The sequence below is a fragment of the Leisingera aquaemixtae genome, assembly GCF_006740765.1.
Classification (GTDB): domain Bacteria; phylum Pseudomonadota; class Alphaproteobacteria; order Rhodobacterales; family Rhodobacteraceae; genus Leisingera; species Leisingera aquaemixtae.
Map to the genome: position 1 here is coordinate 1,483,613 of NZ_CP041159.1, position 21,437 is coordinate 1,505,049.

The following is a 21,437-nucleotide window of genomic DNA, read 5'->3' on the forward strand; positions in this document are numbered from 1 at the left end:
GAAGGTGCCGCCCGGTCAGACCCGGTCAGAACTGCAGCGTGATCTTTTCCAGGTTCTGCTCCAGCCGGACGGTGCGGTTCGCCTCTTTGGCCGCTTCGGGCAGCAGCGCGAATTGGACCAGTGCCGGGGTGATTTCGGCGTTGGATGTGCCGCCGCTGACCCGCGCCCACAGCTCATCATCCACATTCAGCTTGCTGCCTTCGCCCATCACCGTCCATTTGCCGTCGGCGCAGAAGATCTTGACCGTGCCGCCATAAGGCAGCGCCGTTTCAAGGCAGAGCGCCGAAAGCAGGGCCAGCCGGGCCTCGCTGCGGGTGCAGCCCTCCAGCGGCGACCACTGGTACTTGATGCGCCCGCCCTTGCTGATGTCTTCCAGCACCGAGACGATTTCGGCCCGCGCCATCTGCTGGTCGCCGGCCGCGCCAAAGGCGACGCGGAAGAAGCGGATACGCGCATTGGCGTTGGCGACGCTGTCGGAGATCAGCTCCAGCTCCGGGCCCGACATGCTGCCGGCCATGCCCAGCAGTTCCAGACCGTTGTTGATGGCGCCGACCGGGCTGATCAGATCATGGCAGATCCGGGACCCTACCAATGCTGCCAGATTGGCGTTATCTACACCCATAACTTATACTTCCTCCGAACTGGGCCACCCGCAAATGAATGACCTCAACGCTATTTTAGCCCCCGGCATGTTCGTCCGGCACCCGGATCACCCCGAATGGGGGATCGGTCAGGTGCAGTCGAACGCTGGCGGCAAGATCACCGTGAATTTTCCCGATCAAGGAAAGCTCGTGATTGACGGAGCGCGCGTCTCCCTTATTCCCGTCTTTGAGCCATAACGGTTTATGAAGGGTTAACGAACTCCCTCGAATTAGCCTTAATTGCCGCGCACTCTTTGCCCCAAGGGCAAGCTGCGCTCAAGCCTGAAACATGCAAGGAAAGCGAATGCAACACCGCGCCCCGGAGTTTTCCGTCAAAATCGCCGGCACGGAGGCAGAGCTGCGCGCTGCCCAGGCCCTGCGGTATGAGGTGTTCGTGCGGGAACTGGGCGGTGGCGGCGCGATGGTGGATCACGCGGCCGGGCTGGAGCAGGACCGGTTCGACCCGTTCTTTGACCATATGCTGGTCACCGATACCGCCACGGGCACGGTCGCCGGCGTCTACCGGCTGCTGCGGGACGATCAGGCGGCAAAGGCCGGGCAGTTCTACTCCGAAGACGAATATGATCTGAGCGTTCTGAAATCCTCCGGCCGCCGCCTGCTGGAGCTGGGGCGGTCTTGTCTGCACCCCGATTACCGTGGCGGGATGGCGATGTTCCACCTCTGGTCCGGGCTGGCGGATTATGTCGCGGCGCACGGGATCGAGGTTCTGTTCGGGGTCGCGAGCTTTCACGGAACCGATCCGCAGCAGCTGGCCGGCCCGCTGGCCATGCTGCACCACGGCCACCTCGCGCCGCCGGAGCTGCGCGTGCGGTCGAAATCCTTTCAGCCCATGGATTTGGTGGCCGAAGCTGATCTTGACCGCAAACGCGCGATGCTGGAGACGCCTGCGCTGATCAAGGCCTACTTGCGGCTTGGCGGATTTGTCGGCGAAGGCGCCTGTATCGACCATGCGTTCAACACCACCGATGTCTGCCTGATCCTGGACACCGCCCGGATGAATGAGCGCCAGCGCAAGATCTACGCCGGAGGCCGCGCCCGCCCATGAGCATCAGCTGGCACAGCGAGGAAGCCCCGGACCGGGTCCGCATCACCGCCCTGGGCTGGTGCCTGGTGCTGCTGCGCGGGGTGCCGCTGGCGCTGCTGGTGTTCGGCGGCCTGCTGCTGCTGCTGGCCGTGCGGCTGGTGGAGCGGCCGCTGTTCGGGCTCCAGCGGCCGGTGACGCCGTTCATCACCCAGTTTGTCTGCCGCAACGCGTTCCGCCTGATGGGGATCCGTTACATAACCCGCGGCACCCTGATGCGGCAGCGCGGCCCGGTTGTTGCCAATCATTCCTCCTGGCTGGACATCTTCGCGCTGAACGCGCGCAAGCGGATCTATTTCGTCTCCAAGGCAGAGGTCGCCGGATGGCCCGGCATTGGCTGGCTGGCGCGGGCCACCGGCACCGTGTTCATCGAGCGCAACCCCAAGAAAGCCAGAGAGCAGGCGGATCTGTTCGAGCAGCGCCTGCGCGCCGGGCATAAGCTGTTGTTTTTCCCGGAAGGCACGTCAACCGACGGGTTGCGTGTTTTGCGTTTTAAAACAACACTCTTTGCCGCTTTCTTCAATGATCATCTGCGCGATGGCCTGCACGTTCAGCCAGTGTCCGTGGTGTATCATGCACCCAAAGGGGCGCCCGCCCGGTTTTACGGCTGGTGGGGCGATATGGATTTCGGGCCGCATCTGCTCAAGGTGCTGGCCGCCCCGCGCCAGGGCGCGGTAGAGCTGATCTATCACCCGCCGTTGAAAGTGTCGGATTTCCCCGACCGCAAGGCGCTGGCCGCCCGGGCCGAGGATTTGGTGCGCAGCGGCCATCGGAAAGCCTTGCAAAGCTGAAAAATCGCGCCGGCTGCCGATTTCTGCGGCCGGACACTTGTCAGCTGACAATATCTGATCTATAGGCGCGGCTACGAACCCGCAGGCGGGGTTTGGCCTGATCAGGGGAGACATCCCTGACGGACCCCCGGTTGGAGCATCTGCTCTGAACCCCCGCCGAGGATAGAAACCGGAAAGGAAAGAATAGCATGGCTCTTCCTGAGTTCACCATGCGTCAGCTGCTGGAAGCTGGCGTTCACTTCGGCCACCAGACTCAGCGCTGGAACCCGCGCATGTCGCCGTTCATCTACGGCTCGCGCAACGGCATCCACATCATGGACCTGACCCAGACTGTTCCGATGCTGGACCAGGCGCTGCAGGTTGTCCGTGACACCGTCGCCAAAGGCGGCCGCGTGCTGTTCGTCGGCACCAAGCGCCAGGCAGCCGGCCCGGTCGCTGAAGCCGCTGAGAAATCCGCTCAGTACTACATGAACCACCGCTGGCTGGGCGGCACCCTGACCAACTGGAAAACCGTTTCCCAGTCGATCAACCGCCTGAAGGAAATCGACGAGAAGATGTCCGGTGGCGCCGAAGGCCTGACCAAGAAAGAGCGTCTGGGCATGGAACGCGACCAGGAGAAGCTGCAGGCCTCCCTGGGCGGCATCCGCGAAATGGGCGGCGTGCCGGACCTGCTGTTCGTCATCGACGTGAAAAAAGAAGCGCTGGCCATCGCCGAAGCCAAGAAACTGGGCATCCCGGTTGTGGCTGTTGTCGACACCAACTGCTCGCCCGACGGCGTGGACTACATCATCCCGGGCAACGACGACGCATCGCGCGCCATCTCGCTGTACTGCGACCTAGTGGCCCGTGCGGCTCTGGACGGCATGTCGGCTCAGCTGGGCGCTGCAGGCGTTGACCTGGGCGCGCTGGAAGAAGCACCGGCAGAAGAAGCCGTGGCTGAAGAAGCCGCCGCCGAAGCCTGATCCGTCCTGTCACGGAATTGACATGCGGGGCAGGGTATTTCCTGCCCCAAATCCGTTTTTGAACTGAGGGAGCCTAACATGGCAATCACTGCAGCAATGGTGAAAGAACTGCGCGAATCCACCGGCGCAGGCATGATGGATGCGAAGAAAGCACTGGTCGAAAACAACGGCGACATGGAAGCCGCTGTTGACTGGCTGCGCACCAAGGGCCTGGCGAAAGCCGCCAAGAAATCCGGCCGTACCGCTGCTGAAGGCCTGGTGGCCGTGGTCGTCGAAGGCGGCAAAGGCGTTGCGGTTGAAGTGAACTCCGAAACCGACTTCGTTGCCAAGAACAGCGAATTCCAGGAAATGGTCGCAGCCATCGCCAAGGCCGCTCTGAACGCAGACGACGTCGAAGCGCTGAAAGCAGCCGACCTGGGCGGCAAGACCGTCGAGGCGACCCTGACCGACAAGATCGCCACCATCGGCGAGAACATGTCGCTGCGCCGTCTGGAGAAGCTGGAAGGCGAGACCGTCGTGTCTTACATCCACAACGCGGCCACCGCGGGCATGGGCAAGATCGGCGTTCTGGTTGCGATGAACGGCGGCGACGAAGCGATCGGCAAGCAGGTTGCGATGCACATCGCGGCTGTGAACCCCGCCGCGCTGTCCGAAGCTGAGCTGGACGCCTCCATCGTCGAGAAGGAAAAGCAGGTTCAGATCGACATCGCCCGTGAATCCGGCAAGCCGGAACAGGTGATCGAGAAGATGATCGAAGGCCGCATGAAGAAGTTCGTGGCTGAATCGACCCTGCTGAACCAGCAGTTCGTGGTGAACCCGGACCTGACCGTGGAAGCCGCTGCCAAGGAAGCTGGCGCCACCATCACCGGCTTTGTCCGCGTGGAAGTCGGCGAAGGCATCGAAGTCGAGAAAGAAGACTTTGCAGCAGAAGTGGCAAAGGCCGCTCAGGGCTGATCAGCACCGCTGATAGTTTGCGAATTGACCGGCGGGTGGCGTTGTCCACCCGCCGGTTTTTTTGTGCCGGCAGTCCGCCGCGGGCTGCGGCGGGCGCAGGACGCGGCCGGGCAGGCGGGCTGAAGCGGCTTCGAAGGTTGAGGGGAAGGGTGAGGGGCCCCACTGATGGGGATGGATGGAGCCCCTCCGGTATCCGGGATAGACGCGGACCAATACGCGCCTATACCCGACCAGGTAGGAGAGCCTTGAAATCGCAAGGGTCGTTACCCAAAGTTCCTAGGCCAAAGCCACCACTCACGGAACACGTGCAACATGCAGTGAATTACCCTATAACGGTAGTACTGAATTCCATACTTTTTGATGCTGATTGGCGTCGGCCCCTGGCGCGTCAGACACTTTCCCAGCCCGCGCAGCGGACCGGGAGCTTTCGGATAAACAAAAGAATTCAAAACTCTGGCAGCTGCGCTTCGGATCCGCCCCGGGTCCGGTTCAGGCGTCGACGACGTACATCTGATTGTGCAGCGCAGCCTTCAGAACGGCCTGCGCAGTGGTCTCCACCGCCAGGGACTCCCGGGCAAGACGCAGGTGTTTTTCAATCGTAGCGGGAGTGAGCCCCATCAGCAGCGCGATATCCTGCGTGGTCTTGCCGTCGCCGACCCATTGCAGAACCTCCCGCTGCCGCTTGGTCAAGTTGCGCTTGGGCGAGGCATAGGGCAGGGTGAGGATCTTCAGGTGCGCCACATTGTTCATCAGCACGATATCCTCGCCGCGGTCCGCCCACAGCGTGTCGACGTCGTCCTGGCTCATGCCAGGCTTGGCAGCCAGCGAGATCGCGCCCTTGTACCGGTTCGACACGGAATGAAAGCTGATCGTATAGCCGGCCGTCATGTCCAGCTTCTGGTTGAACTCCTGCACTTTTCTGGCCTCTGGCGTCAGCGTGCCGGTGGCGGCCATGTCCGCGGCAATGCGCCAGCTGCCGGCGCCTTCGTTTTCCAGCGCCCAGCGGAGCATGGGCGCCGACAAATACAGCCCCTCTTTCAGAAACCCGTTCAGGTACTCGTTCGGATGATTGGACAGGATAACGAAATCTTCGGGGTCGCCCAGCGAGGTCTCCGTCCTGAAACGGGTGTGCCCGTAAATCAGCCGGTCAAATCCAAAGGCGGCCATTTGCTTCACATGCTCGCACCACAGTTCCTCGGTGCTCTGGACGCCGCACAGGAAGCTCAAATAATCCTTTAACTTCATGACGGTGCAGCCTCATCCAGATGCGCTGCCAAGGCATCCAGCGCCAGCAGGTAGCCTTTTGCGCCAAAGCCGCAGATCTGACCCAGCGCCGCCTTGGCGATATAGGACGTGTGGCGGAACGTCTCGCGCGCGTGAATGTTTGAAAGATGCACCTCAACCGCCGGGATTTCCACGGAAATCAAGGCATCCATCAGCGCGATGGAGGTATGGGTATAGGCCCCGGCATTCAGGATAATCCCCTGATGCACGCCTTTGGCGGCGTGAATGGCGTCGATCAGCGCGCCCTCGTGATTGGACTGCAGGCATTCCACGTCAAAGCCCAGCGTTGCGCCATGCGCTTTGCATTCCTGCTCCACCATCGCCAAGGTGACAGATCCGTAGACCTCCGGCTGCCGGGTGCCGAGCAGGTTCAGATTGGGGCCGTTCAACACCAGAATACTCGTCATCAGATGTAATTCCTTGCTGTCCTTCTTCTTGAAGTTCTAAGACAATTCCCTTGGGAATGCGAATACACAAAAGGATGTGAATATGAAAAAACATCGTAAGCTGTAAATGCCCGGATCCCGGTTTGGATTGCGCGGAAGACTGGCAATTGGGTTTCATTTTTCCGCTTGCCAATGCATACCGGCTTGCAAGGAAACTGGCACAAGACGGGAGAGCAGAGATGCAGGCTGACCGGTTCAGCAGGATTAAATCCTGGCAGCAACGCTATGTGGATGAACGAAAATATCCCGGAAGCACGCTGCTGGTGAAACGCGGCGGCGAGGAGTTGTTCTTTCACGCTGCAGGCCTGCGCAACATCGAAGAGCAGCTGCCGTTCAGCCGCGACACCCTGGTGCGGCTTTATTCGATGACCAAGCCGGTGACGTCGCTGGCGATGATGATCCTGCTGGAACGGGGGCTGTTCCATCTGGACGCGCCGCTCAGCGATTTTCTCCCGGAATTCAGCAACATGCAGGCCCTGGTTCCAGGTGCCACCGCGATCAGCCAGACAGAACCGTGCCCGGTTCCAACGCTGCACCAGCTGCTGACCCACACCAGCGGGCTGAGTTACGCCTTCAACCCCGGCCTTGTGCCGGAGGCGATGGAGACAGCGGAAGTGCTGTTCAAGCCCGGTCAGGGCGACCTTGCCCCGATGGTGACGCGCCTGGCGGAACTGCCGCTGGCCTTCCAGCCGGGCTCCCGGTGGGAGTATTCGGTGGCCACAGATGTGCTGGGCCGTGTCGTCGAAGCGGTGTCCGGCAAACCCCTGGGCCAATTTTTCGCTGAGGAAATTTTCGCGCCGCTCGGGATGGGCGAAACCGGTTTCCGGGTGCCGGCCGGGGCAGGGAACCGCTTCGCCTCGCTGTATACGCCGCTGGCCGGCGATGCCATGGCGCTGAATTCTGCCGAAACTGGCGCAGATCCGCTGCGGCTGACCGACAGCTGGCAGACCTCGCCGTTTCAGCAAGCGGACATGCACTCCGGCGGCGGCGGCCTGGTCGGAACGCTGGACGACTACATGGCCTTCGCTGAGATGCTACGGCACCGCGGGCGCTGCGGGGACGGCTTTATCATCAGCCCGCAAACTGCTGATTTTATGACGCAAAACCATCTCCCGGGTGAAATCGCCTCGATGGGCCCGCAAAGCTTTGCAGAACAGCCGATGGAGGGTATGGGCTTTGGGCTTGGCGGTGCTGTGGTGCTGAATCCGGCCCGCGCGCGCTGCCCGGGTTCGGTTGGCGATTTCAGCTGGGGCGGCATTGCCTCGACGTTCTTCTGGATCGACCGCAAACTGGACCTGTCCGTTGTCTTCCTGACCCAGCTGGCGCCGTCCAGTTCGTACCCGTCGCGCCCCGAGCTCAAAGCCCTTGTGCATGGCGCGCTGACAGCGTGACTTCCACGCACTGCGTTTCCGGGTATGATGACGAGCCTGTAAAAGACCTGACCATAGAAAGCCGCTGCTTATGACCGATACCGCCAAGGTGCTTCTCGATCTGCTGGATCTGGAGACATTGGACACCAACCTTTACCGCGGCTCCGGGTCCGGCGGGGAAACCCCGACGCGCATCTACGGCGGCCAGGTGATCGCACAGGCGCTGGCCGCGGCTTATGCTTCTGTTTCCGGACGGTTATGCCACTCGCTTCATGCGTATTTCATCCGTCCGGGCGATCCTTCCAGGCCTGTCATTTACGAGGTCGATCCGTCCCGCGACGGCCGCAGCTTCACCACGCGCCGGGTTGTCGCGATGCAAAACGGCAAGCAGATCCTGAACCTGGCAGCATCCTTCCATGGCCAGGAAGACGGCTGGCAGCACCAGCATCCGATGCCGCAGGTTTCCGGGCCCGAGGGTTTGGAGCCGCGCCATGAAATCCTTCTGCGCAATGCGTTCCGGGTTGATCCGGCCAAGCGCGGTGAATTCACGCGCCCGCGGCCCTTTGAAATCCGCGAGGTTGCGCCGCGCGATCCGCTGGCGCCCGAAAAAACCAGTGACGTCAATCATATGTGGATCAGGATGGAGGCCGCCAAAGGCGCCGGGCCGGAACTGCAGCATATCCTGATGGCCTATGCATCGGATTTCGGTCTGCTGGGATCCTCGATGCGGCCGCACGGGCTGACGTTCCACAAACCCGGTGCCATGACCGCCAGCCTGGACCATGCCATGTGGTTCCACGCGCCGGTGCATTTCGAGAACTGGCATCTTTACACTATGGACGCGCCATTCACCGGCAATGGCCGCGGTTTCAACCGGGGCGCCATTTATACCGAGGACGGCCAACTGGTCGCCAGCGTTGCGCAGGAAGGGTTGCTCAGGCCGCTAAATTCTTGAATTTTCAATGATTTAGAGGCTCAAGTTAGACCGCACCTCTGCCAGCTGCACATCTTTAATTAACATAATTCTGATTATAAGACTGCTGTACAGCCCAAATCCGCCTTCTGCGTCAGGCAAAGAAAATGGCTTCCTCTGCATCAGAGGAAGCCAGTTATCACCGGTCAGGCTCCTTCATTGACTGCCCGAAAGTATTTTCTTACCTGGGCCATCCCGGTGTTCAGAACGGGCGCACCCGTTCCGGATTTCGTTGAACGCAGGCTTTGTCCTGCTTCCGGTTATTTGTTTGCGGCGCCGTCGGGGGTATGCCGGCGCCGCAGGCAGAGGTCCTCAGCTGCAGCCGGAGGTGCCCCCGCAGGTGTTGCATTTCATGCAGGTGCCGTTGCGCACCAGCGTGTAGTTGCCGCATTCGCCGCAGGCTTCGCCCTCGTAGCCTTGCATTTTTGCCTTGGTGCGCGCGTCCATGCCGCCAGTGGCTTGCGCCGGTGCGTCAGTCGTTTCCGGGACGAGCGCTTGCAGCGCTGCCACCGGATCGGTTCCGGTGCCCAGCAAACCCGCGTCCAGCTGGCCGCCCTGCAGCACCACCAGTTCCTGCGGCAGACGCTTGCGCAGATAGCCGGTTGAGGAGATCTGCTTCAGCACTTCCAGCGACCGCGTTGCAGCGCTTTCGCTCAGCTCCGAAAGGTTCGACACGCCTTCTTCTTCGCCGCGGCCCAGATCGTCAAAGGTCGCGCCTTCGGGTTTCACATGCGCCAGATCGGTGCGGTCCAGATAGCTGACCGCCAGCTCCCGGAACACATAGTCGAGGATCGAGGTCGCGTTCTTGATCGAATCATTGCCCTGGACCATGCCCGCGGGCTCGAACTTGGTGAAGGTGAAGGCGTCGACGAACTCCTCCAGCGGCACGCCGTACTGCAGCCCGACCGACACCGCGATGGCGAAGTTGTTCATCATCGCCCGGAAGCCTGCGCCTTCCTTATGCATGTCGATGAAGATTTCGCCCAGGTTGCCGTCCTCATATTCGCCGGTGCGCAGGTAAACCTTGTGACCGCCGACAACTGCCTTCTGGGTATAGCCCTTGCGCCGCTGCGGCATCTTGGTACGGTGCGATTTCAGCACCTCCTTGATGACCACTTTCTCGACGATCTTTTCGGCCAGCACCGCGGCCTTCTCATGGGACGAGCCGCTCTCCAGCACCTCTGCCGCGTCGTCGTCGTCCTCGACCAGCGCCGCCGCCAGCGGCTGGCTCAGCTTGGAGCCGTCGCGGTAGAGCGCGTTGGCTTTCACCCCCAGGCTCCAGCTCAGCTCATAGGCTTTCTGGCAGTCCTCGATGGTGGCCGAGTTCGGCATGTTGATGGTCTTGGAGATCGCACCGGAGATAAAGCTCTGGGCCGCGGCCATCATGTAGATATGGCTGTCAACACTCAGGAAACGCTTGCCTTTCTTGCCGCACGGGTTGGCGCAGTCAAAGATCGCGTAATGCTCTTCCTTCAGGTGCGGCGCGCCCTCCAGGGTCATGGTGCCGCAAACGTGGTCATTGGCCGCGTCGATGTCCTTCTTGGTGAAGCCCAGGTGGCGCAGCAGGTCGAAGGTCGGATCGCTCAGCTTAGGGCCCGGGATGCCCAGCACGCCGGTGCAGAAATCCTCGCCCAGGGTCCACTGGTTGAACACGAAGCGGATGTCAAAGGCCGACTCCAGCGCCGCGTCCACCTTGGCCAGCTCATTGGGGCCAAACCCGTGACCGGCCAGCGACGTGTGGTTGATCGCAGGCGCATTGCCGATGGAGCCGTGGCCAACCGCGTAGGAGACGATCTCCTCGATCTGGGCAGAGCTGTAGCCCAGCCCCTCCAGCGCCGACGGCACCGAGCGGTTGATGATCTTGAAGTAGCCGCCGCCCGCAAGTTTCTTGAACTTCACCAGGGCAAAGTCCGGCTCAATCCCGGTGGTGTCGCAATCCATCACCAAACCGATGGTGCCGGTGGGTGCAATCACCGTGGTCTGCGCGTTGCGGTAGCCGTGTTTCTCACCCAGCTCCAGCGCCTCGTCCCAGGCGCTGGCGGCCAGATCGGCCAGCAGCGCGTCCGGGCAGCTGGCGATGTCCAGCGGCACCGGCTTCACGGACAGCGCCTCATAGCCGTCCGCGTTGCCCTTTGCAGCGTTGCGGTGGTTGCGGATCACCCGCAGCATGTGATCTGCGTTTTTTGCATAACCCGGGAAGGCGCCCAGCTCCGCTGCCATCTCGGCGGAGGTGGCATAGGCGACACCTGTCATCAGCGCGGTCAGCGCGCCGCAAAGCGCCCTGCCCTCGTCCGAGTCATAGCCGTAGCCCATGTTCATCAGCAGCCCGCCGATGTTGGCATAGCCCAGACCCAGGGTGCGGAAGTCATAGGAGCGCTGCGCGATTTCCTTGGACGGGAACTGCGCCATCATCACCGAGATTTCCAGTGTCAGCGTCCACAGGCGGCAGGAATGCATGAACTCATCCGCCTGGAACAGCCCGTCCTTCAGGAAGCTCAGCAGGTTCAGCGACGCCAGGTTGCAGGCGGTGTCGTCCAGGAACATGTATTCCGAACAAGGGTTTGAGCCGCGAATTTCACCGTCTTCCGGGCAGGTGTGCCACTCGTTCACGGTGTCGTGGAACTGGATGCCCGGATCGGCGCAGGCCCAGGCCGCATGGCCGACCTTCTCCCACAGATCCCGCGCCTTCACCACCTTGGCAACCTTGCCGTCGGTGCGGTTGATCAGTTCCCAGTCGGCGTTCTTTTCAACCGCGTGCAGGAAGGCGTTGGTCACCCGGATCGAGTTGTTGGAGTTCTGCCCGGAAACCGAGCTGTAGGCTTCCGAATCCCAGTCGGTGTCATAGGTCGGGAACTCGATCGCGGTGTGGCCCTGCTTGGCGTAGTCCAGCACCCGCTTGATATAGGTTTCCGGGATCGCCACCTTCTTGGCTTTGCGGATCGCGGATTTCAGCCCGCCGTTCACCGCCGGGTCATAGGCATCGGCTTCAGCGCCGTCCCAGCTGCGGATCGCCTCGAAAAGACCGTTCAGCATCTTCTCGTGCATCTTGGAACCGGCAACGATCGAGGCGACCTTCTGCTCTTCAATCACCTTCCACTGGATGAACTGCTCAATATCCGGGTGATCGGCGTCGACGATCACCATTTTTGCTGCTCGACGGGTTGTGCCGCCTGATTTGATGGCGCCCGCCGCGCGGTCGCCGATTTTGAGGAAACCCATCAGGCCCGAGGATTTGCCGCCGCCGGACAGCGGCTCGCCTTCGGCGCGCAGATGGGAGAAATTGGTGCCGGTGCCGGAGCCGTATTTGAACAGCCGCGCCTCACGCACCCACAGGTCCATGATGCCGCCGTCCTTGACCAGATCATCGGAGACCGACTGGATGAAGCAGGCGTGCGGCTGGGGGTGCTCATAGGCGCTGTCCGACTTGGTCAGCTTGCCGGTCTTGTAGTCGACATAGTGGTGGCCCTGCGCCGGGCCGTCGATGCCATAGGCCCAATGCAGGCCGGTGTTGAACCACTGGGGCGAGTTCGGCGCCGAACGCTGGGTCGCCAGCATGTAGCGCATCTCGTCGTAGTAGGCGCGCGCATCCTCCTCGGAGGAGAAATAGCCGCCCTTCCAGCCCCAGTAGGCCCAGGCGCCCGCCAGCCTGTCGAACACCTGCTTGGAGGAGGTTTCACCGCCCGTTTCCGCGCCCTCTTCGGGGACAGAGCGCCACAGGAATTCCGGCACGCCCTTTTCGCGGACCTTCTTCAGGCGCGAGGGCACGCCGGCCTTGCGGAAATACTTCTGGGCGATGACGTCGCTGGCCACCTGGCTCCAGGACGCGGGGATTTCGATGTTGTCGAGACGGAAAACGATGGTCCCGTCCGGGTTGCGGATTTCCGAAGTGGCCGAGACAAAGGCCAGATCAGCATAGGCATCCTGTCCGGGTTTGGTGAATTTCCGTTCGATCTTCATGCTTTGCCCCTTCTCAAGCACTCGTCGTTCATGTGTCGCGGTGCCCCCGCACCATCCAGCCCCGGCCGCAGACCGCACAAACACTCCTGCGCCCGCCGCATTTGGCGCACCCGAGGCCCTCGCCGGCCATTCTTCCAGGACTGTGTGCTGTGTTTCAGCGTTGTTGCTGCGGTTCCGAAACCCACCAGATTTAGTACCGTCGCAACCGGTGAACACAATTTGGCGTATTCCGACACAAGGGGTCAACGCTAAATTTACGTCTTGGAAAGGATCTTTGCTGTTGACGCTTTCTGCGGTTTGCAGGGTCCGTCAAGGCGTCTCGATTCATCCACAGGCCATCTTTCTTTCCGTGCCATCCGGACATCCTGCAAAGACCCGGATTTTGTAGTGTCAGGCGAGTGACTTGCCGCCTTCCGGGCGAAACGCGGCGGTCTGAAGAGCCGGGCCGTGACAGGGTTTTTTCAACACCGCCCAGGGTGGTAACAGTAAAACCCGTTAACGGTGGCCTTGCCGTACCGTCACGCAGCCCGCGGCAACGTATCCCTGCTGCAATTAACCTTTTGACGCCCCTCCGCAGCAGATCATTAAAGAAGCCTTAACAGGAGGTTAAGGAAGTATTAACACCCCTGATTGCAGCAGCGTGAAATTGCTCCTCAAATACGCGAAACGATTCCCGCAGGGCTGACTGCCCTGCAAAGATTCGCCGCAACATATGGTGTGAAGTGGTCGGGGCGGCGAGATTCGAACTCACGACCCCCTGTACCCAAAACAGGTGCGCTACCAGACTGCGCCACGCCCCGGACCGTGCGCCTTCCTATCTGCGCCGGAGGGATTTGAAAACCCCTAACAGGGCCAAACTGCCCCGCTGCCGGAAAAAATTTCGTGCCGCATCTGGGTGCCCGCGGAAATGCCATAGCGGCGGGCCAGCCCGCCGTTGATCTCCAGCACCGCAAATACCTCATCGCCGCCCGGGATCGGGGTCAGATCGCCAGGCACGGCGTTGCTGTGAACCGAGGTCACCCGGCCCTGCTGATCCAGGAAAATGATGTCGAGCGGGATCAGGGTGTTCTTCATCCAGAACGCGGCCGGCTGCGGCTGGCCGTACACAAACAGCATCCCGGCCCCGCGCGGCAGGTCCTCGCGGAACATCAGGCCCTGCGCCCGTTCGGCTTCGCTGTCGGCAATCTCAACATGAAAGGCTGTCTGCCCCCAGGCGCCGCGCAGGTCGGCCCGGTCCGGCGCGCAGTCCGCGGCCATCAACGGGGCAGCCCAAAACAGGGCAGCGGCACACCAGCTCAAAGGAACCAGGCGCCGCCCCATGGTGTCAGTCCGTGCTGCCGGGCATCAGCGCGGCTTCCCAGGCCAGCACTTCCACCGCCATGCGGCCGCGTTTGCCGTCAATCACCCGCATCGCCAGCGCTTCGCCGGGCTGCAGGTCGGCAAGCCCGGACTGGCGCAGCACCTCAACATGCAGGAACACATCCTCGCCGCGGCCGAACACATTGGCAAAGCCGAAGCCCTTGCCCTTGTCGAACCACTTGACCCGCGCCGGCTCCAGCGGCTCGCTTTGCAGGCTGTCCATGTCCAGCTCGGCAAAATCGCTCAGCACCGGGGTGTCGTCGCGTTCGGGCGGCATGATGGACAGCACTTCAACCGCCTGCACGCCGCGGCCGGTCTGATGCGTCACAATCTCGATCCGGGCTCCGTCCGCAACAGAGCTCTGGCCGAAATTACGCAGCACATTAACGTGGAGAAGAATGTCCGGGCCGCCGTCGTCAGATACGACAAACCCGTACCCTTTGGCCGGGTCGAACCACTTCACCAGCCCCTGAACCTGCTGCAAGCTGCTGAGATCTTCTGCCACTTAATTCACCCACTGCGTTTTATTATTTTTGATGAAGCCCTGATGCGCGATTCTGACGTTGGATTTCAAGCTAAAAAGTCTTGAAATTGTCACGAAACTGCTATTGACCCTAGGTAAGCCTTAACCATTTCCATCAGGGATTAAGCCGGAGAATTTCCCATTCTCCGGCGCTTTCCTGACGGCGCCACCGGAAGCGGTCATGCAGCCGGAATGCGCCATCTGCCCAGAATTCGATTTCCACCGGCGTCAGCCGGTAACCGCCCCAGAACGGCGGCCGCGGCGGGTTCGGACCCTTGGCGGCCGTCACCTTTGCCACCTCCGCCATCAGGGCGCCGCGGCTGTCCAGCGGCTGCGACTGCTTCGAGGCCCAGGCGCCCAGCCGGCTCTTGAGCGAGCGGGACTTGTAGTATTCATCTGCCTGCGGGCCGTCTTCGCGGCTGATCGTGCCGCGCACGCGGATCTGGCGGCGCAGCGATTTCCAGTGCATCACAAAGGCCGCCTTGCCGGCCTGTTCCAGCTCCTGCGCCTTGGCGCTTTCGTAGTTGGTGTAAAACACAAACGCCCCGTCCTCGATGTCCTTCAGCAGAACCATCCGGGTGTTCGGCAGCCCCGAGCTGTCGACCGTGGCCAGCGCAATGGCATTGGGATCATTGGGTTCGGTCTGCTCTGCCTCTGCCAGCCAGGCGCGGGCAATGGCAAACGGATCCTCGCCCGCGAAAATTCCAGATCGGTCAGACATTTCTGCACCTCTTCATGGGGTTTCGCAGCAACCTATGCAGCTTCCTGCCCGGCGGCAAGAGCGTGAACCCTTGAAGCGGCCCGCGCGGCATACTAAACACCGTCTAATTCAAGAGATCACAGGCGGAGAACCTGCATGTCTAGTCAACTGATGGCCGGTAAGCGCGGCCTTATCATGGGCCTGGCCAACGACAAATCCATTGCTTGGGGGATCGCCAAGGCCTGCGCCGATGCCGGCGCCGAGCTTGCCTTTTCCTATCAAGGCGAAGCGCTGAAGAAGCGTGTCGGCCCGCTGGCCGAACAGCTGGGCAGCGGTATCGTGCTGCCGTGCGATGTGTCGGACGAGGCCTCGATCGACGGCCTGTTCGCAGAGCTGGAAGCCAAATGGGGCAAGCTGGACTTCGTCGTTCACGCCATCGGCTTTTCCGACAAGAACGAGCTGCGCGGCCGCTATGTCGACACCAGCCGCAGCAATTTCCAGATGACCATGGACATCTCGGTCTTTTCCTTCACAGCGGTTGCAAAACGCGCCGAAAAGCTGATGGGCGAAGGCGGCTCGCTGCTGACCCTGACCTATTACGGTGCTGAGCAGGTGATGCCTCACTATAATGTGATGGGTGTGGCCAAGGCCGCGCTGGAGGCCTCGGTGAAATACCTGGCCGAGGATCTGGGCAAGGACGGCATACGCGTCAACGCGATCTCTGCCGGCCCGATCAAGACCCTGGCTGCGTCGGGCATCGGCGATTTCCGCTACATCATGAAGTGGAACGAGTACAACTCGCCGCTGCGCCGCAACGTGACCATCGGCGATGTCGGCAACTCGGCGCTGTACCTGCTGTCCGACCTCAGCTCCGGCGTGACCGGCGAGAACCTGCATGTCGATGCCGGCTACCATGTGGTGGGCATGAAGGCGGTGGATGCACCGGACATTTCGAAGTAAAAACACATACCGGGCCCGGACAGCACACCGGGCGCCGGCAAGCTGACGCGATCTCGCGGGGAGCAAGAAATATGACTGACCGTTTGCCGCACGAAAAAGGCTTTCACATCAGCTGGGATCAAATCCACCGCGACAGCCGCGCGCTCGCCTGGCGGCTGGACGGGCAAGGCCCCGACAGCGGCGCCTGGCGTGCCGTGGTCGCGATCACCCGCGGCGGCATGGCGCCGGCCATGATCGTCAGCCGCGAGCTGGACATCCGCACCGTCGACACCATCTCGGTGCGCTCCTACCACCACCAGGCCCAGGGTGAGGCCGAGGTGCTGAAAGCCCCGGATGAGAGCCTGATGGGCGACGGCGAGGGCGTGCTGATCATCGACGATCTGGTCGACAGCGGCAGAACCCTGGAACTGGTGCGCGAGATGTACCCCAAGGCGCATTTCGCCACCGTCTATGCCAAGCCAAAGGGCCGTCCGATGGTGGACACCTTCATCACCGAGGTAAGCCAGGACACCTGGATCTTCTTCCCCTGGGACATGGCCCTGCAATATGTGGAGCCTTACCGCGGCAAGGACTGATCCGGCCCCGGCTTACAAACCTGCAAAGGCGCGCGTTACAGCGCGCCTTTTTCTTTGGCCCTGCCCGTGCCGGCCGTTACCGCTTGAGCTGCCTAGGCGGCCGTGCCAGACATAGGCCGGCGCCCGGTCCCGCGCGCCCGCACCTCAGCCGCAGCCCGGAGCCGCTCATGCCCCTGCCCCGCACCCAAGCCACCTTTGTCTCGCCCATCGTCGAATCGCGCCGCTGGGTGGCCGGGGCCGCATTTCCGCCGGACCGCCCGCTGCTGAACGTGAGCCAGGCCGCCCCGGCCGAAGCCCCGCCGGAAGGGCTGCGGCAGGCGCTGGCCGATGCGGCGCTGAACGACGTCTCGGCCCATCTCTATGGCCCGGTGCTGGGCAATGAGCCGCTGCGCCGGGCGCTGGCGCAGCAGATCTCCACCCATTACCAGGCGCAGGTGCAGACAGAGCAGGTGGCCATCACCTCCGGCTGCAACCAGGCCTTTGCCGCCGCCATCGCCGCCCTCTGCGGCGAAGGGGATGAGGTGATCCTTCCGGTGCCGTGGTACTTCAATCATAAAATGTGGCTGGACATGGCGGGCGTCACCGCCGTGCCGCTGCACGTGGGCTACGGCATGCTGCCCGCCCCGGCAGCGGCCGAAGCGCTGATCACGGACCGCACCCGCGCCATCGTGCTGGTGACACCCAACAACCCCTGCGGCGTCGAATACCCCGATGGCCTGGTGCAGGCTTTCTTCCGCCTCGCCCGCGACCGCGGCCTGGCGCTCATTGTGGATGAGACCTACCGTGATTTCGACAGCCGCGCGGGCGCGCCGCACGGTCTGTTCCAGAGGCCGGACTGGGACCGCACGCTGATCCATCTCTACTCCTTTTCCAAGGCCTACCGGCTGACCGGCCACCGGGTTGGCGCCATCGCAGCCTCTGCCGCGCGAATGTTCGAAATGGAGAAGTTTCTGGACACCGTCACAATCTGCCCCTCGCAGCTCGGCCAGGCCGGCGCGCTTTGGGGAATTGAAAACCTGCAGGGCTGGCTGGCAGGCGAACGCCACGAGATCCTGAACCGCCGCGCCGCGATCGACGACGGCTTCCCGCTGCTGGCCGCCAAAGGCTGGAACCTGCTCGGATGCGGCGCCTACTTCGCTTATGTGAAGCATCCCTTCGACGCCCCGGCGGAGGAGATCGCGAAGCAGCTGGTGGCCGAGGCCTCGATCCTGATGCTGCCGGGCTCAATGTTCATGCCGGCAGGCGACCCCGACGGCGACCGCCAGTTCCGCATCGCCTTTGCCAATGTGGACAGGACGGGCATCGGCACGCTGTTTGACCGCCTTGCGGCCTTTAACCCCTGATCATCCGGCAGTTTGATCCGCAACCGTCTTGCCCCTCTGCGGGCAGCCGCGTATTCAGTCAGCGGCATTTCCCGCTGCCAGGCAAACGCTTGCGCAGCAGAACACTTAAGAGGGCATCATGGCCGCAGGCATGAAAAAGCTATCCAAAACCTTTGTCTGGATCCTGATGGGGATGCTGATCGTCGGCCTTGCCGGATTTGGCGCGGTGAATTTCACCAGCTCCTCCTCCTCCGTTGCCCAGGTCGGCGAAGAGGAAGTCAGCATCGGCAACTATGTGCGGGAACTGCAGCGCGAACAGCGCGCCCTGCAGGCGCAGACCGGCCAGGCGGTGACCATGGCGCAGATGAGCGCCTTTGGCATGGACCGGATGGTTCTGGGGCGGCTGATCTCCCTGGCGGCGCTGGACCACGAATCCAGACAGCTGGGCCTGTCGATCGGCGATGACAACCTGATCGAGGAACTGTCGGCCATTGACGCCTTTAAGAACGTCAGCGGAGACTTCGACCGCGAGGCCTACCGGTTCGCCCTGCGCAATGCCGGCCTGACCGAGAAAGAATTCGAAGACGACCTGCGCCGCGAGGCCGCCCGCACCCTGGTGCAGAATGCGGTGCTGTCCGGCAGCAAAATGCCGGCAACCCTGACCGAGACGCTGACCAGCTTCATCGGCGCCCGCCGCAGCTTCTCTTACGTGCAGCTCAATGCCGCCGATCTTGCCTTGACCGCCGAGGCGCCGTCCGACGCGGACCTGCAAGCCTTCTACGAGGCCAATCAGGACCAGTTCATGCTGCCGGAAACCAAGGTCATCACCTACGCCGCCCTGCGCCCCTCCACGCTGCTGGATGAGATCGAGGTGGACGAGGCCCAGCTTCAGCGCCTGTTCGAGGACCGCGCCGATCAGTACCAGGTGCCCGAACGCCGCCTGGTCGAACGTCTGGTCTTCGCCAGTGAGGACGCCGCCGCCAGCGCCAAGGCGCAGCTGGAAACCGGCGGTGCCACCTTTGAAAGCCTGGTCGAGGCCCGCGGCCTGACGCTGCAGGATGCCGACATGGGCGACGTCACCATGGGTGATCTCGGCGCCGCAGGCACTGAGGTGTTTGCGGCGCAGGTTGGCGATGTGGCAGGCCCCCTGCCCTCCGATCTCGGCCCGGCGCTTTACCGCGTGAACGGCCGTCTGGAGGCGCAGATCACCACCTTCGAGGACGCCAAGCCGGACCTGATCGAGGAGCTCGCCTCCGACCGCGCCCGCCGTCTGGTGGAAACTCAGGCTGAGGATATTGACGACATGCTGGCCGGCGGCGCCACGCTGGAGGAGCTGGCCACCGAAAGCGGCCTGGAGCTGGCCCAGATCAACTGGACCGAAGACACCAGCGACGGCATCGCCGCCTACGAGGGCTTCCGCACGGCCGCCGCTGCCGTCACCGCCGAAGACTTCCCGGAGGCCGGCTTCCTGGAGGACGGCAGCCTGTTTGCCCTGCGCCTTGATGACGTCCTGCCGGAACGCCCGGAACCCTTTGCCGATGCCAAGGACAAGGTCCTCGCAGCCTGGCAGGCGGACCGTCTGGCCAAGGCGCTGAAGGATCAGGGCGAGGCGATTCTGGCCCAGGCTGAACAGGCCGGCAGCTTTGCCGAAGGCGCTGATGTCAAAACCGAAACCGGCCTGACCCGCACCGCCTATATCGACACCGTGCCGGAGGCGCTGGTCTCCCGGGTCTTCACCATGGAGGTCGGCGATTTCCGCCTGGTGCAGGACGCGGAGTCGGCTGTGGTGGTGCGTCTCGACGCCATCCTGCCGCCGGAGCAGAGCGATGATATGACCCTGCTCACCCAGGCGCTGCAGGCACAGCTGGACCAGTCCCTGGCCGAGGAGCTGTTCGAGGCCTATGTGCAGGACGTTCAGGCCCGCGCCGAACCCCGTGTCGACCAGCAGGCGCTGAATGCGGCGCAGGCAAACTTCCAGTAATCAAGGCAAGCACCCATGGCCCTGACCCCCGATTTCGACACTTTCGCCAAGGCTTACGAGGCCGGTGAAAACCAGGTCGTCTACACCCGCCTTGCCGCCGATCTGGACACGCCGGTGTCGCTGATGCTCAAGCTGACCGGCGCCCAGAAGGACGCCTTCATGCTGGAGTCGGTGACCGGCGGCGAGGTGCGCGGGCGCTATTCGATCATCGGCATGAAACCGGACCTGGTCTGGCGCTGCCACGGGGAGCAGTCTGCGCTGAACCGCTCGGCGCGGTTCGATGCGGATGACTTCACAGCCCAGGACGGCAACCCGCTGGACAACCTGCGGGCGCTGATTGCCGAAAGCAAAATTGCCCTGCCCGACGATCTGCCGCAGGCCGCTGCCGGCCTCTTCGGCTACCTTGGCTATGACATGATCCGTCTGGTGGAGCATCTGCCGGACGTCAACCCCGACCCGCTCGGCCTGCCCGACGCGCTGATGCTGCGCCCCTCGGTCATTGCCGTTCTGGACGGGGTCAAGGGCGAGGTCACCGTGGTCTCCCCTGCCTGGGCCAGCGACGGCCAGACCGCCAAGGCAGCCTATGCCCAGGCGGCGGAACGGGTGATGGACGCGGTGCGCGACCTGGAACGCGCCATGCCCGCCGAAAGCCGCGACCTTGGCGACGCCGATGAAGTCGCGCCGCCCCAGTCGAACTTCACCAAGGAGGGCTACATGGCCGCGGTGGAGAAGGCCAAGGACTACATCCGCGCAGGCGACATCTTCCAGGTGGTGCCGGCGCAGCGCTGGACGCAAGCGTTCCGCCAGCCGCCCTTCGCGCTCTACCGCTCGCTGAGGCGCACCAACCCGTCGCCCTTCATGTTCTATTTCAACTTCGGCGGCTTCCAGGTGGTGGGCGCGAGCCCTGAAATCCTGGTCCGCGTCTTCGGGCAGGAGGTCACCATCCGCCCGATCGCCGGCACCCGCCCCCGCGGCGCCACCCCGGAAGAGGACAAGGCGCTGGAGGCCGATCTGCTCGCCGACAAGAAGGAGCTGGCAGAGCACCTGATGCTGCTGGACCTCGGGCGCAACGACACCGGCCGGGTGTCCAAAATCGGCACCGTCCGCCCGACCGAAAAATTCATCATCGAGCGCTACAGCCACGTGATGCACATCGTCTCCAACGTCGTGGGCGAGCTGGCAGAGGACAAGGACGCGCTGGACGCCTTCTTTGCCGGGATGCCCGCAGGCACCGTCTCCGGCGCGCCCAAGGTGCGCGCGATGGAAATCATCGACGAGCTGGAGCCGGAAAAGCGCGGCATCTACGGCGGCGGGGTCGGCTATTTCTCGGCAGGCGGCGACATGGACATGTGCATCGCGCTGCGCACCGCCATCGTCAAGGACCAGACCCTTTACATCCAGGCCGGCGGCGGCGTGGTCTATGACAGCGACCCGGAAGCGGAATATATGGAGACGGTCCACAAATCCAACGCGATCCGCCGCGCCGCGGCAGATGCGGCCCGCTTCACCGGCAACGGCAACCGCTAACGCGTTAGAG

19 protein-coding genes and 1 tRNA gene are annotated in these 21,437 nt (G+C 62.8%); 12 read left to right on the forward strand and 8 right to left on the reverse strand.

Features of this window, described 5'->3' with window-relative positions:
• Positions 1-25 precede the first annotated feature (25 nt).
• Positions 26-622 (reverse strand): histidine phosphotransferase family protein, encoded by a 597-nt coding sequence (locus tag R2C4_RS08890; protein WP_058286939.1) that lies wholly within the window; start codon positions 620-622, stop codon positions 26-28.
• Positions 623-656: 34 nt separating this feature from the next.
• Between R2C4_RS08890 and R2C4_RS08895 the strand changes: the two genes are divergently transcribed.
• The 5 genes from R2C4_RS08895 (at position 657) to tsf (ending at position 4,450) form a co-directional block, all read left to right on the forward strand.
• Positions 657-839, forward strand: a complete 183-nt coding sequence (locus R2C4_RS08895) for a DUF3553 domain-containing protein (RefSeq protein ID WP_141890353.1) — start codon at positions 657-659, stop codon at positions 837-839.
• Positions 840-945: 106 nt separating this feature from the next.
• Positions 946-1,707 (forward strand): L-ornithine N(alpha)-acyltransferase, encoded by a 762-nt coding sequence (gene olsB / locus R2C4_RS08900; RefSeq protein WP_141890354.1) that lies wholly within the window; start codon positions 946-948, stop codon positions 1,705-1,707.
• Entirely contained in the window at positions 1,704-2,534 is an 831-nt protein-coding gene (gene olsA / locus R2C4_RS08905; protein ID WP_141890355.1) for a lyso-ornithine lipid O-acyltransferase, read from the forward strand. Before olsB ends, olsA begins: the two co-directional genes overlap by 4 nt.
• Positions 2,535-2,722: 188 nt before the next feature.
• Complete coding sequence (gene rpsB / locus R2C4_RS08910) at positions 2,723-3,496, forward strand: 30S ribosomal protein S2 (protein WP_058286942.1); 774 nt, start codon at positions 2,723-2,725, stop codon at positions 3,494-3,496.
• 78 nt (positions 3,497-3,574) lie between these two features.
• Positions 3,575-4,450 (forward strand): translation elongation factor Ts, encoded by an 876-nt coding sequence (gene tsf / locus R2C4_RS08915; protein ID WP_141890356.1) that lies wholly within the window; start codon positions 3,575-3,577, stop codon positions 4,448-4,450.
• 489 nt (positions 4,451-4,939) lie between these two features.
• On the opposite strand, the gene R2C4_RS08920 is transcribed toward tsf, so the two are convergent.
• Both R2C4_RS08920 and aroQ read right to left on the reverse strand, forming a co-directional pair.
• Positions 4,940-5,695, reverse strand: a complete 756-nt coding sequence (locus R2C4_RS08920; protein ID WP_141890357.1) for an autoinducer binding domain-containing protein — start codon at positions 5,693-5,695, stop codon at positions 4,940-4,942.
• Positions 5,692-6,141 carry a type II 3-dehydroquinate dehydratase gene (gene aroQ, locus R2C4_RS08925; protein WP_141890358.1) on the reverse strand — a complete coding sequence of 150 codons (450 nt, stop codon included), beginning with the start codon at positions 6,139-6,141 and terminating at the stop codon, positions 5,692-5,694. Before aroQ ends, R2C4_RS08920 begins: the two co-directional genes overlap by 4 nt.
• Positions 6,142-6,359: 218 nt before the next feature.
• Between aroQ and R2C4_RS08930 the strand changes: the two genes are divergently transcribed.
• Positions 6,360-7,571: a serine hydrolase domain-containing protein gene (locus R2C4_RS08930; protein ID WP_141890359.1), complete on the forward strand. Its 1,212-nt coding sequence runs from the start codon at positions 6,360-6,362 to the stop codon at positions 7,569-7,571.
• Between the two features lie 70 nt (positions 7,572-7,641).
• The gene (locus tag R2C4_RS08935; protein WP_058286947.1) at positions 7,642-8,505 is read left to right on the forward strand and encodes an acyl-CoA thioesterase; all 864 of its coding nucleotides are present in this window, start codon (positions 7,642-7,644) and stop codon (positions 8,503-8,505) included.
• Positions 8,506-8,835: 330 nt separating this feature from the next.
• Here R2C4_RS08935 and R2C4_RS08940 read toward each other — a convergent pair whose 3' ends face one another.
• From R2C4_RS08940 to pdxH, 5 genes are all read right to left on the reverse strand, one after another.
• Entirely contained in the window at positions 8,836-12,480 is a 3,645-nt protein-coding gene (locus tag R2C4_RS08940; RefSeq protein ID WP_141890360.1) for a vitamin B12-dependent ribonucleotide reductase, read from the reverse strand.
• Positions 12,481-13,203: 723 nt separating this feature from the next.
• Positions 13,204-13,280 (reverse strand) — tRNA-Pro (locus R2C4_RS08945).
• 43 nt (positions 13,281-13,323) lie between these two features.
• Positions 13,324-13,737 carry a DUF192 domain-containing protein gene (locus tag R2C4_RS08950; RefSeq protein WP_244940808.1) on the reverse strand — a complete coding sequence of 138 codons (414 nt, stop codon included), beginning with the start codon at positions 13,735-13,737 and terminating at the stop codon, positions 13,324-13,326.
• Between the two features lie 67 nt (positions 13,738-13,804).
• The gene (locus tag R2C4_RS08955) at positions 13,805-14,344 is read right to left on the reverse strand and encodes a cold-shock protein (RefSeq protein WP_141890362.1); all 540 of its coding nucleotides are present in this window, start codon (positions 14,342-14,344) and stop codon (positions 13,805-13,807) included.
• A 133-nt stretch (positions 14,345-14,477) separates the two neighbouring features.
• Complete coding sequence (gene pdxH, locus R2C4_RS08960; protein ID WP_141890363.1) at positions 14,478-15,083, reverse strand: pyridoxamine 5'-phosphate oxidase; 606 nt, start codon at positions 15,081-15,083, stop codon at positions 14,478-14,480.
• 135 nt (positions 15,084-15,218) lie between these two features.
• On the opposite strand from pdxH, the gene fabI reads away from it, so the two are divergent.
• The 5 genes from fabI (at position 15,219) to trpE (ending at position 21,427) form a co-directional block, all read left to right on the forward strand.
• Positions 15,219-16,022 (forward strand): enoyl-ACP reductase FabI, encoded by an 804-nt coding sequence (gene fabI / locus R2C4_RS08965; protein WP_141890364.1) that lies wholly within the window; start codon positions 15,219-15,221, stop codon positions 16,020-16,022.
• A gap of 71 nt (positions 16,023-16,093) precedes the next feature.
• Positions 16,094-16,597 carry a xanthine phosphoribosyltransferase gene (gpt, locus tag R2C4_RS08970; protein ID WP_141890365.1) on the forward strand — a complete coding sequence of 168 codons (504 nt, stop codon included), beginning with the start codon at positions 16,094-16,096 and terminating at the stop codon, positions 16,595-16,597.
• Between the two features lie 167 nt (positions 16,598-16,764).
• A complete protein-coding gene (locus R2C4_RS08975) occupies positions 16,765-17,940 on the forward strand; it encodes an aminotransferase (RefSeq protein WP_141890366.1) in 1,176 nt (391 codons plus the stop codon).
• 118 nt (positions 17,941-18,058) lie between these two features.
• A complete protein-coding gene (locus R2C4_RS08980; RefSeq protein WP_141890367.1) occupies positions 18,059-19,900 on the forward strand; it encodes a peptidyl-prolyl cis-trans isomerase in 1,842 nt (613 codons plus the stop codon).
• 15 nt (positions 19,901-19,915) lie between these two features.
• A complete protein-coding gene (gene trpE, locus R2C4_RS08985; RefSeq protein WP_141890368.1) occupies positions 19,916-21,427 on the forward strand; it encodes an anthranilate synthase component I in 1,512 nt (503 codons plus the stop codon).
• Positions 21,428-21,437 lie beyond the last annotated feature (10 nt).